Origin of the sequence: Paenibacillus sp. FSL P2-0173 (assembly GCF_038008045.1) — a bacterium.
Lineage (GTDB): Bacteria > Bacillota > Bacilli > Paenibacillales > Paenibacillaceae > Paenibacillus > Paenibacillus polymyxa_B.
In genome coordinates this window covers 56,166-70,256 of record NZ_JBBOYK010000001.1, presented here as the reverse complement: position 1 = coordinate 70,256, position 14,091 = coordinate 56,166, and the positions used below count along the sequence as shown (strand labels likewise).

Here is a 14,091-nt window from a genome sequence, read left to right as displayed (position 1 = left end):
TTGCGGATATCCTTTATTTCAACAGATTTCCCAGCTTATCCGATAATCGGCTTGATATTTGTTCAAATTGCCCCATAGACAATTGATTATATGTAAAATCCGTAGGGCTGCGCTCCGCCTGATCCTTAGTGCAACAATGATGGATAATATTCAATAGATGTTTTTTAAAGCCGATCGTTAATCGCTCTACCGTCGCTGCACCATATTCAAGCCCGTTATATTCAAATTCAAACCGAAGGATTCCGTTCGTTATCATGCCGTTAATGTCAAATGTATTCGTCTTTTCCGCACGCGGGCTTCTCTCACCATTGGCTAAGTCTGCTAATCGAGAAATACGCCAAGGCATGTCTGCGCTGTTTTCTTCGTCGAATTGTCCCAAATAATTGAAGCTAATTTCCGGGAATGGTGCTGCGACTAGAGAAGCGGATTTAGTCTGGTCTTTGGTCAAATAACGTAAAATACCATAACCGATGCCCTTATTAGGCACCCGCCGCAGCTTATCTTTAACCATTTTGATCTGATAGGCCAAATTTTCGGGTCTGTTGACCTCGATTACAAAAGGATACAGGGAGGTAAACCAGCCGACTGTACGAGAGATGTCCAAATCTTTAATGATCTCCTCCCTGCCGTGCCCCTCCAGCAAAATCGGGATTTCGTTATAGCCGCTCCAATCATAAAAAGCCAGACCCAAGGCTGTAAGTAACAGATCATTCATTTCCGTATGATAGGCATGATGTACATGCTTCAACAGCTTTTCCGTCTCATCCCTGCCGAGTACCACCTCCGCTAGGCGTCGATCCTGTATCAGGCTAACCGCGATTTCATGATCCCTTGGCAATCGACGCATCCTGCGTGAATCTACATTGTTCCAGTAGCTGATTTCTTGGCGTACCTGTACACTTTCGGCGTAAGTAGTCAGTCCTGAAGCCCACTCTTTGTAAGTATCCGTCTTGGCAGGCAGATTCGGCATCTCACCGCGAGCTACCTGATCATAGGCGGTGCCCAAATCTTCCAGCAAAATTCTCCAAGACACACCGTCTACAATAAGATGGTGGATAACGATCATCAGATGATCTTCACCGGACAAATGGAATAAAGCCAAACATATGAGAGGACCTCGTTGCAGATCCAAACTGCTTTGCAGCTCATCGCCAATGTGTCGGATTTCTTCTTCAGGCTGGCTTGATTGTGTCAAATCATAGCTCGTTAATGTAAAGAACTCACCTTCGTTCACTCCCCTGTTATAGGCGGAGGCTCCCTTTTCCTCTTCCACAAAGATGATGCGTAATGCATCGTGATGGGCTACCAGCTTGTCCATAGCGTTTTTCAGCCATAATTCATTCCATCCTCTATCATTTTGCAGCATGACCGCCTGATTATAATGGTGACGATCTCTCCGATGATGCTGAAAAAAATCGAGTTGAATGGGTGTCAATTCTACCTCACCCTCTACAATCCCCTGGGGAATGATACGGGTGATTTTTTTTATAAACGGTGCTATCAAGTGAATTTCAGGGTAACGGAATAAGTCCTTTACTTCCATTTTTAGGCCTTTGGCATTTAAGCGTATTGCAATTTGCAATGCTTTAATCGAGTCCCCGCCAAGCTCGAAAAAGTTGTTGTGTAATCCAATTGGTTTAACACCGATCACTTCTTCCCAGATCAAAGCAATTGTTTTTTCCAATTCATCCTGTGGTGCCTCATATACGCTATCCAACGGTGCTATTTCATCTGGTTCGGGCAGATTGGATCGGTCTATTTTCCCGTTATGGGTCAATGGCAACTGTTCCAATACAATGATTTGGGCTGGAACCATGTAGACTGGTAACTGCTGAGCCAGTTTATCTCGCAGCATGTCTTTCTCAGCTGCACCTGCAACATAGGCGCATAAGTACTTTTGTCCCGCCGTGTCCAGTCGATCAACTACAACCGCCTGGCGTACTCCTTCCGTTTCGAGCAAAATAGATTCGATTTCTCCAGGCTCAATCCGGTATCCGCGAATTTTATATTGGTAGTCAGCTCGCCCGATAAAATCAATATTCCCATCTGGCTGCCAGCGCGCCAGATCCCCCGTACGATACAAGCGTCCACCGGGCGAGAACGGATCAGACACGAACTTCTCCGCCGAAAGCTCCGGTCTGTTCAGATATCCCCGCGCTACAGAAGCTCCACCAATACACAGCTCGCCCGTTACACCGACAGGGACCGGACGCATCTTGTCATCAACAATATATAACTTATGATTCGGTAGAGCTCTGCCGATAGGGACAATACCGGACAGAGGCAATTTTTCCAGCTCGTCCTCATAAAAGCTAGATTCGATTGCGGCTTCGGTAACTCCATACGTATTAATAATCCGCATCTTGCTGCCAAAACGGGTCAACATCTTACGGTAATCTGCAACAGCCAAGCTATCTGCTCCAGTAGTAAGCAGCTTTAGGGAACTGATATTTGTACCATGCTCATAGATGTAATTCAATAGTAGAGATAAAAGCACAGGAGGCGTCTCAAACGTAGTAATCTCCTGCTGCTCCAACAGTGTAGCCAGGGTAGCTGGATCATTTCTCACGTTTTCAGGACAAATGACCAAGGTACCTCCATTGACAAATGCCTTGGCCAAATCGCATGCAAACACATCAAACGACATGCTGGCAATTTGCAGTAGCTTAACAGGGAAATCTTTAAATCCTTGGCTGTGTCTGTAACCGAGTGCGGTGTTGACATATTGTTGATGTTCAACCATAACGCCTTTGGGCTTACCTGTGGTACCCGATGTATAAATGACATACGCCAAAGAGCTGGGCTCATATGTGGAGATATACTGCTTGTTCGAATCCATCTCGGGCTGGAGTGGCAAGGTAGCGAGATCGACTACCTCGCCCATAAAATCCATTGTTTTCAGCCAGCCCGTCAGGTGAGATTGCGTAAGCACAATCGTCGTTCCACAGTCACGCAGCATATATTCAATACGCTCTTCTGGATACACGGGATCTACTGGCACATAGGCAGCTCCGGCTTTCATAATTCCCAGCACCGCCACTATCATCTCAACAGACCTGTCAACCATGACAGCGACCAGACTCTCCCGTGTAATTCCACGCTTCTGCAAAAAATGGGCAAGAGCGTCCGCTCTATCATTGAGTTGTCTGTAAGTGAGCATCGTATCTTCATATATGACGGCTGCTAGTTCTGGTGTACGCTCCGTCTGCGCTTCGAATAGCCCGTGAAAAGTAAGTGCAGGAAACTGGACAGCGGGTCCGCTCCATATTTTCGTCAAATTAGCCTCTTCTTCGGTTGTTAACAGCCGAACGTCACGGAGGCAAACATCTGCATTGCTGGCAACTTGGAGGAAGACATGCTTCAAATGATGGGCCAGATGCTTCATCGCTTCACTGTTGTATACCTTGCCGTTATAGGACAATATGAAACTCATTGCCTTCTTGTCTTCAACTTCAATATTAAAGTCATACGGTATTTCTTCGAATAACCGGGCGTCCTCAATAATGAATCCAAGTTTGTCTTGCCAGTCCCGTCTCCCGATCATGTTTTCCAGCGGATAGTTCTCGAATACAACGATATGATCAAGCAAGCGTTGCTTGAGTGCAGATTGCGACTGGATTTCAGCAAGTGAACAGTATCCGTTCATCCTTCCTTGGACAGAGGCTCTCTGGACATCGCGCAACAATTCAACAAAACTCTTTTCTTCATTTAATCTAATTCGTAATGGAATAGTGTTAATGAACAATCCCACAATTCGCTCTACTTCATCCAATTCCGACGGGCGGCCAGATACCACCGTGCCAAAAACTACGTCCTTGCTTCCGTTGTAACGGCCAAGTACAATTCCCCAGGCGGCCAGAAAAAGACTGCTGAGCGTGGTCCCATTGCATTCAGCAATCGCACGCAAAGTGCTGGTCTCTTTTTCCGTCAGCGTCGTTCTATATTCCTGCAGCAGATAGCCGCCTTTTTCAGGAGTTGTAGCTGAAGTTTTTAGCATCGGAAGTCCAGCCGTTTGTTCGTAACCTTGTAATACAGAACTCCAGTAGTCCTTGGCCGCCTCCTGATCCTGTTCTTCAAGCCAGTCGGCATACCCGGTGTAAGGTCGTGGTTCAGGCAATTGAACGGAACGGCCTGTACGATAGGCCTCATAGGCCGTTAACAACTCGTCCATTATGATGCCAAGACACCAGCCGTCCATAATAATATGGTGAAAACTTAAAAGCAACGTATAAGCATCTTTATCCGTTTGGAGTACAGCCATCCGGATGAGCATATCCCTGCTCAAATCGTAATGGGTGTTACGGTCCACATCCATAAATCTACGAATAGCGTCGGCTTGCTCCTTTCCGGTCAGCTCTGTCATATTTTCGTAAGTAATCGCCGTGTTTCGCTTTTTAAAGACAATCAGCCGCGAACGAGAAGCGGATTTATGATAAATGTTCGAGCGCAGCGTTTCATGACGCTGAACCAGTAGCTGAAAGCTTTTTTGCAGGGCATTCCAATCCAAATCTCCCCGAATAGAAATACGTAATTGCTCGTAATAAGCCTGTGATTCTGGTTCCATCAGCGCATGAACGAGCATTCCTTCCTGTAAGGGAGTCAAGTTGACCACTTTTTCAATTTCAAGTCCTTTGATCATGGATATCCTCCTCGTACGAATCGTTATAGATTCTCATAAAACTGCCTCATGTCTTCAAACTCATCCAGATCCAAACCACGTGCTCCCACATCTGATGGTGTTAGTTGCCGTTCGGATTGGTCCAGACAATGCTGAATAATGCCCGACAAATGATGTTCAAAACGCAACAGAAGCATTCGGATAGTATCTGCTTCATACGCGTGATGGTTATAAAGCATGCAGATGGAAAGCTTACCGTCTTTCAGCCGCCCATCCAGATAGAGGGGATAGGCTAAATCTGAAATGCTACAATTCTGGCTGGACCCTAATTCAACATCCATAGGCGATGTATGAAAGTGAGAGGAACTGACCGATTCAGAATGAATCAAGCGGAAGCCAATTTCCGGGTAATACTTAGCATTAAATTCCGATCTGCCGGAGGTTGCAGAACCATATTTTAGTAATCCATATCCTAAACCCTGGTTGGGCACTTGCCGGACCGTCTCCTTTACGTTTCTGAGCAAAAGAGAACTGTCTTCCCCAGGCTCCATGTCCAAAACAAGCGGATATATGGAACCGAATTGACCTACGGTTCTTGAAAGGTCCGGTTTGTCCGAAGTCACAGTTTGTTGCTCCCGATCATAATGTTCAAATCCAATGGAAATCTTAGACTGTCCGGACCATTCCACTATAGTCAGTCCCAATGCAGCAAGCAGTAACTCAGCGGTCACTGTATTATAGGTTTGGTTAGCCCGTGTCAACAGTTGGCTTGTTTCCTCGTCCGAAAGCTGTATGATGCAATGTTCTACTGGACGAAGTGTTTCGGAATGTGCAGATGTCTTATGGTCCTTCGGTATAAATTCTCCATCAAAATTAACCTTATCCAGCCAGTAGAGTTTCTCTTTGGCCAGCTTTTTGCTGTCTGCATAGTCTTCTAGCCACCGCATCCAGGAGCGGTAAGAATCTGTTTTGTCAGGAAGCACTATCGGTTCCCCGTTGAGAGCTTGTTCATAGGCAGTTGTGAAATCCTCAAGCAGGATACGCCAAGATGTGGGATCAGCCACTAGCGGATCTACAGAAAGGAAGAACTGGTCGGAGCCCGACATCCGGAATAAGCCTGCGCGTACTCTGGGTCCCTCAAACATTCCATAACTATTTTGAATCTGGAAGCATTCGCTCTGTAATTGCTTGCTAGCTTCATGGTCATCATCTACTAGAGAGAACACATCAAGTGTGAACAATTCTTCATTTTCATCTCGGTATACAAGGATTGACGGTTCGTCGATCGACGCCTGACCAAGCCGTAATCCCTCGTGATGAGTAGTTAATGTTTGCAGCACAGACCGTAACAGATCCTCATCGAAGTCCGGGTTGCCTGCAAATAGCATGGATGTTGCCGTCCGCAAGGTGTAAAATGTGCCCAGTTCATTCAACTGCCGCTGAATCGATGTTATTGGAATCTCTCCATGTATCGAATTCTGGTCTGTGTAGCGGAACAAAGTTGTCACAAGCTTGCTGAGATCCTCAATGAACGGGTGCTCCATCAAAAGAGAAATGTCAAGGGAATAACCATGCTGACGCAGGCGTGAGGCCACCTGAACAGCCTTAATAGAATCGCCGCCAAGCAGAAAAAAATGATCTCGAACGCCTATATGATCACTTCCCAAAACGTCTTGCCATACCATAACCAACGCCTTTTCCACATCATTTCTCGGAGCAACATAATCCGTTTGCAAAGAGTCATGTCGGTCCGGCTCAGGTAACGCTTTTCGGTCCGTTTTTCCATTGGATGTAAGAGGAAGCTGCTGCATTGGCACCACATATGCTGGAATCATATAAAACGGTAGCTTTTGCTTGAGCGCATTCTGCACGTCCAGCGGACTTAATGGCTCAGAAGCCACAAAGTATGCACACAAATCCTTGTAGCCGTCTTTGTTCTCCCGCGCTACGACTACTGCTGATTGGATTCCGTCTATAGACAGCAACTGCGCTTCGATCTCGCCCAGTTCAATACGATATCCTCTCACTTTTACCTGTTGATCGATCCGACCCAGATACTCAATGTTGCCATCAGGCATCCAACGCGCCAAATCTCCTGTGCGGTACATCCGCTCATAATCCTCCGCTCCGCTGTTAAACGGATTGGCAGCGAACTTCTCCTTGGTCAATTCCGGTCTATTAAGATAGCCACGGGCTACTCCTATACCACTGATACAAAGTTCTCCCACCACTCCAATCGGCTGCAATCGCTCCGTACCTTCCTGTACAACATACAATTGAATATTATCAATCGGTTTACCGATCGGGATCACCGAGTGCTCTTCCACAGGCTCGCATTCAAAGAATGAAACGTCTACAGTAGCTTCTGTTGGACCATACAAGTTAATTAGTTTTGCGCTTCCAATCCCTGACATAATTCGATAGAAACGCGCCACCTGCTGAGGAGGCAATGCTTCACCGCTGGCAAATACATGTTTTAACGTTTTCAATTGTGCTTGCACCGTTTCCCTTGGTTGCTGCTCCAGATATTCCAGAAAAATATGCAGCATCGCGGGTACAAAATGAAGGGTGCTCACCTTGTCTTCATTAATCGTGTTCAGGATCTGTTCGGGAGACTTTTCTCCACCGATTGGCAACAAGCTTACTTTTGAGCCCACCATCGACCACCAGAACAACTCCCATACGGATACGTCAAAAGTAAAGGCAGTTTTTTGCAAAATCGTATCTTCTTCGCTCAGCCCATATCTATTGTGCATCCAGCAGAGCCGATTCACGACTGAGCGGTGCTCAACAATAACCCCTTTCGGTTTCCCTGTGGAACCGGATGTGTAGATGATATAGGCCGCATGGTTTGGTTCTGCTACAGGCGCAAGGTTGGAGGCATCTTCATGCCAGCTACTCATGCAGTCGGTCGTAGGCTCCGTCGATCTGGACGTTTGAGAAACCATGATCGTGGGAGCATAATCCAACACCATTACCTTGCAGTCCGCATATTGCTTCAGCTGTTCTGCAAACTGTGGTTGTGTCAGCACCAGTTGTGTTCTCGAATCTTCAAGCATATATTGAATTCTTTCCTGTGGGTATCCCGGATCAATGGGTACATAAGCTCCACCTGCTTTTAGAATTGCATAGATGCCAATCATCATCTCAGGTGAACGCTGAGCGATAATCCCCACCGGCTGATCCGGTCCCACTCCATCCGCCCGCAGCGTTCGCGCTAAACGATTCGCCAGCTCATTTAACTCTTGGTAAGTCATACACTTATCTCCAAATATGATTGCCATGTCATCTGGAGTCCTGCTAACCTGCTGCTCAAACCTTCCGTGAATCGTTGCATCCCGCGGAAAATAGGCAGAGGTGTTGTTGAACTCATATAGTAATAAGTGCTTATCTTCTTCTGTCAGCATATCCATGTCAGCCAAGCGAATTCCGACATCTTGAGTTACGATTTCCAACACTTTTATATAATGGAGGGCAAATCGCTCAATCGTCTCCAACTTAAATAGGCTGGTCGCATACTCCCAGGTTAAAGTTAACTGGTCTTGAGTTTCCGTTACATGTAATGAAAGATCGAACTTCGATACACCTAAATTAAACTCATTCGGTTGCAAACGAAGTCCGCCGAGTTCAATGACCTCTGTTCCCTTATTTTGCAGACTGAACATCGTATCAAAGATGGGATTGCGGCTTACATCGCGTACTCGATCCAGTTTGTCGACCAGTTGGTCAAATGGATATTCCTGGTGCTCCAACGCAAGCAGAGTGTTATGTTTGACGTCCTCCAGAAAAGCACTGAATGGCTGGGATGCCAGCGGTCGATTACGGAGAACTAAAGTATTCACAAATATGCCGATCATTGCTTCCGTATCCGCATGCCCTCTACCCGCTGCCGGTGTACCTACGAGGAAGTCCTCTTGCCCGGAGTATTTGCTTAACAGCACATTATAAGCTGCCAAAAGCACCATAAAGAGCGTTGCTCCCGTGTCTCTTGTCAATTGATTAAGTCTATCCGTCAGCTTGGATTGCACAATGAAGGTAAGGCTGTCCCCTGCGAAGCTCTGACTTGACGGACGAGCAAAGTCAGTTGGCAGGTCCAATACAGGGAGCTCGCCATCCAACGTGTCTAACCAAAATGCTTCATCCTTTGCTTGGCTGTCTCCGACATAATGTTGTTTTTGCCAAACGACATAGTCTTTGTAGTGCACGTCAACGGGGGCAAGTGGCACACCCTGATACCGCGTGCTGATCTCATCCATTAATACTGCCATCGAGAAGCCGTCTGAAATGATATGGTGCATATCGATCAGCAACATAAACTGGTCACGATGGATTGCGAACAGCTCAGCACGAATTAAAGGAGCCTTACTCAGGTCAAAAGGCTGAATAAACAGTTCACGGGCGTGATTAGCATCCTCTTCGGAAATTGGAGTAACAGGAATGTCCAGTGAAAGCATATCCTGTACCTTCTGCACGGTTTCCCCGTCTACTATCTCAAAATACGTCCGAAAGGATTCATGCCGTGAAAAAACCTCCTTCACTGCATCAATGAACCTGGAAACGTGTAACTCTCCCTCTATATGCAGTTGACCTGATACATGATACGCTGCACCTCCACCCAGTTGATCCAGCACATACATTCTTTTTTGAGCGGGAGATACCGGATAAAAGGGCTGTAAATCTGCCCGAACAAGCGGCTCAAACTTTCGCTTTTGTCCTCCTTTTACATGTGCAGCCAGTTGTGCAATCGTTTGCAAATGTAAAATTTGTACCAGCGGAATATATACTTCGAATTCCTTGTTAATTCTGCTTAGAAGAACAGTCGCTTTTAAAGAGTCTCCACCCATTTGAAAAAAATTATCGTTGTATCGGATATCAGATACATTTAAAACTTCCTTACATATAGATATCAGTTTGTCCTCAGTCATATTGCCGTCAGAAACCTGCTTCTGCGAGTCCTCTATCTTGATATCTTCTGGTTTCGGCAATAATTGAAAATCCGGCTTCCCATCAGCCAAAAGAGGGATGCTATCCATCAGAACCCAAAAGCGAGGTTGCCCATAATCAGGAAGTATTGAGCTAACACTCTCTTGCAGCTTCGCTATATCCCACGAATTAGAATTATTGTCCACTATATAAGCCACTAGATACGAAGAGTTACTGCTCTCACCGTCTTTTCGTGCCGTCAAAACACAGGCATCCAAATCCAGTGCTTGCAAAAGATGTTTCTCTATCTGCTCAAGATTCACGTGATGCCCGCGAATAAGAACATCTCGGTCGGCTGCACCGATATGTCTAATTCTCCCTCCAACCTCGATATAAGCCCATTCCAACGTCGTTCCCAGTAAACCAGCGGATGTGGCCAAATATACTTGTCCGATGGTACCCGTAGGAGACGGATGTTTATATTTGTCCAGGACACAAGGATAATTCCCTTTAGAATCCGCGTATGTCGCCCACACTTCCAGAAGCCGCTTCCTTTCCGTACTTCGAAGCAAAGACAGCGCAGATACACGCATTCCGTCTTCCTGCACAATCGAGCTCAGCAGATGTAAAAAGTATTGCGCCCATACTTCCATAGTGTCTTGTTGAAAAAGACTCGCAGCATAGTCAAAATCAAGCCGCAACTGCTGACCAGACTCCGTAACATTCAGAAACAACTCATATTGACAGGACAATATTTCATGCTCCAACAATTCTGTTTCCAGTCCGTAATAGTGAAACTCTGGAATGGGCCTATCCATATTGAACAATACTTTAAGGACGGGCAAATGGCTTAATCCTATCTGGGCAAGTCCGGCAAAGCTGTATTTCTGATAAGCATCCAGCGTATGCATTACTCGCTTGACCGTCTGTGTGAATTCCGTGAACGTTGCTCCAGAGTCTACCTCACAAATCACTGGAAGCAAGTTAACGCAGTTGCCAATTAGCGGGGACACACCCATATGAGATTGCCCTGCGGTTGGAATACCTACCATTATTTGATTTTGGCCTGTCAGTCTGTGCAAGAAAAGCTGAAAAACAGACAATAAAGTCACAAATAAGCTGTTGCCAAGCCGAATACTGACTGATTTCAGTTGCTTCACCAGAGGCGCATCCACCACAATGGTGTGCCGTGCTCCGCGCGAAGAAGGAGAACTGATGTTGCGTTGGATAGACGGCAAGTCAAGGGCGGGCAATGGCTTCGCAAGTACATCTGACCAAAAAGCAAGGGCAGCCGCTCCACCTGCCTCTAACTGGTTTTGCTGCCATGCTGCGAAATCTCGGAACGGAACAGGATCGGGAAGCGTGCAGTGTTCCCCCCGTACACAAGCGGAATAAAATCGTTCCAATTCATGGAAAAACACACCTATGGACCAGCCATCTGCAATCAGATGATGAAATGTAAATGCAGCGATGTGCTTCTCATTCGACGTTTTTAAAAGCTGGATACGGAATAAAGGTTCCCCCGCACTTATTGGGAATACGGTCTCCCTGTCCTTATCCATCCAAGCACGGATATCATGTTTCTGTTCCTCTACAGAAAGACTGCTGATATCATGTAGCGGAATGCTGACAGCCATTGCCGAGGCGATGATCTGCGTTTCTCCGTCCTCCCCCATAAAGGTGCGTAAGGCTTCGTGGCGTTTAACGATGCAATGGACAGCCTCATTAAATTCCTTAACATGTAGCGGACCCCGGAAACGCAGTAAAACAGTCTCATGAAGCGACTGCGATTCCTTTGAATCCGAGACTGAGGCGAACCATAATTGCTTCTGATCCGGAGTCAGCTTAATCGTCGATTCCTTAAGGTTTGCAGTTGCAGTTTCAGGAAAAAAAGCCTTATTTAGATCGTTCTCATGAGGGTGCAGATCCGGCAGAAATCCTCCTTTGCGCAGCTCATTAACGCTCTCTTTAATTGCCTGTACAATCCGCTCTATATCTTCCGAAGTATGAGCCGTTGACAAAAAACAGTTCCGGCCTTCCCATATATAAATTCCTTTATCCAGCATGTGATAGAAGAATAGTTCCAAGTCACCTTTAAGGACGAAACGGAACAAGGAACCGAAGTAAACGACCTTTATAGGTATCTGTTCCTCCGTAAAATAGTGATTCAGTTCTGCTGCGAACGCCTTCGTACGACTATTTAGCTCGTTATGCAATTGCCCCCTGTCCTTCTCCAACTGCTCTAGTACGGCTAGGGAAGCTGCCATAGCCAGGGGGTGATGGCAAAAAGTTCCCGCTACAAACGTCCGCTGTTGCTCATGCGGTGGATAAGAGTCATCTCCGAAGTTCCACATTCCTCCATCAATTCCATCCATGAACGATGCTTTCCCTGCCACGATACCGATGGGAAGACCGCCGCCAATGATTTTACCGTAAGTTACAAGGTCGGCTTCAATGCCGTACCACGCCTGCGCACCCCCCGGCTGAATACGGAAGCCCGTAATTACCTCATCAAAAATGAACGCGGCCCCGGATTGCTCCGTAATCTGGCGTACTTCCTTCAGAAAAGCTGCGGGCTGGAAATCAGGGCGACGACTCTGCACTGGCTCTATGAGAATAGCAGCCAGTTCATGGGCATTGGAGCGGATATATTGGAGTGACTCGTCCGTTCCATAGCTGAGCACAACGACATCGTCCACCATGTGCTGTAGTACACCAGGTGCGAGAGGAGTGGAATGTTGTTCCCTGCCATCCGTTGTTCCGCCCAATGCCAATACTCCGTCAAAGGTACCGTGATAGGAACCAGAAAAAATCACCACTTTTTCCCGCCCGGTGGCAGCCCGTGCTAACCGAAGGGCAACCATAATCGCCTCTGTCCCCGAGTTATATAGCGCAATTCGTTCCATGCCTGTCATTTGGCAAATTTTTTCGGCAATCTGCCCGGCCATATTGGACATCGGTCCAAGGCACATTCCGTTATGTATTTCCTTTTCTATCGATTCACGAATAAAGGATGGGTTGTGACCAAACAAATTGACCCCAAACCCCATCGTCAAATCAATATATTCATTACCATCCAGATCCCAAATTTTAGAACCCTCTGCACGCTGGGATATAATCTGATACACCATTTCCTTGTGAGCAAGCCTAAATCCGGCCACATTCCGGTTATTGGCGTATACAGACCTGTATTGCTGAGTATACTCTTTGGTCTTTCGTGTGCGCATCGTGTAATGTTCAATCAACTTTTGCAGATGCTTTTCCTGCCTAAGTGAAAGTGAATTATGGGCTTGTACATTTATTTTTTGATAGGGAACAAATGCTTTCGATTTTTTTCTGTCTGGCAAAACAGCTGACACGGAAGCCTGTACGGGGGAAACAGAAGTAACTGTGGCAGCTACCTCCTTCATCGCGGATGTCTGAGGTTCGACAGCAGTTTGTAGTGAAAGCGATTCAGGCATTGCCACTGGTGCAAGCCGAGATTGACACAGTATTTCCATCTGCTGCGACATGAGTTGAAGTTGCATTTCTAAAATTCGTTCTCTCCCCGCAAATACATCCTTATTTGATAGCTTGCTTTCTTGTGGTGCGGGGCCTTCTATAGGGATAGTAGATTTTTGACTCCAGCCCGACAAAACGGAAGGTACCGAAGAAGTGATACTAGACGACACAGCCAGCTGATGCTCCTCCGAATTCTGGAACAATTCTTCAGAGGTCGAGGCTATCCTATCAGCAATATAGTTTGTCAGCAACTCCAGCGTAGTCAGTGATTCAAAAAACTCGTTCATCGGGATATCCAAGCCAAACGTACTTTTAATGCTGTGTCTAACCTGAGACAGAAGAATAGAGTCTAAACCAAGTTCTAAAAAATGTTTTTGCGGCTCTAATTCGTCTGGACTGAGTTGGGATACACTTTCGATTATTTTTGACAGTTTATTAGTAATCGTAGATTTTTGGGGATTGGAAGCAGATTCCGTCGAAAAATACTCATTCACCATCTTTTCAGACTCCTTTACTATGGGGTATTCAAGGAATTAATTTTATCCTTTCCAACTGTGACGCTAGCCTAAAAAGCACGATATAACCTAGCTAGGGGTACAAGATAAAGTTCTCATAGGAAGGTAAATATGAACGGTCCACTGTATAAGGAACCATCCTTATACTAATAAAATATAATTATCCATCTGGTAAAACGAGGATCTAATTTGTTTTATTAAACCATTAATGGCTAAATTCTTTTATTCAACTTATTATGCAGGATATAGTTTTTTTCCAGTATTGATTCTTAAAAACTCAAATATTTTCTTTTACTCGCTGACATGCGTCCTCATAAAGTTTAAAAGTTATGATACTCAAAGCTTAAATTAAAGACACAATTTAAAAGTAAATGTTAGAATTCATCATCTAATTTATGACAATTTAATTCGATGAAGCTATACGCATTGTAAGAATTCACGATGACGAATAAAGTTATGTCTGCGCTAGTAAGCTTGAATACGGTTGCTCTGCCCTTTACGAGCAATTACAACCACTTGCAAAATATGACCTTT

Annotated in this window: 2 protein-coding genes; both read right to left on the bottom strand. The window is 45.8% G+C overall.

Translation table 11 applies throughout. The annotated features are described in order from the left end of the window. Window positions 1–13 precede the first annotated feature (13 nt). Window positions 14–4,639, bottom strand: a complete 4,626-nt coding sequence (locus MKX30_RS00215) for a non-ribosomal peptide synthetase (RefSeq protein ID WP_076295917.1) — start codon at window positions 4,637–4,639, stop codon at window positions 14–16. Between the two features lie 23 nt (window positions 4,640–4,662). Continuing rightward, entirely contained in the window at window positions 4,663–13,536 is an 8,874-nt protein-coding gene (locus MKX30_RS00210) for an amino acid adenylation domain-containing protein (RefSeq protein ID WP_445671557.1), read from the bottom strand. Window positions 13,537–14,091: the final 555 nt, after the last annotated feature.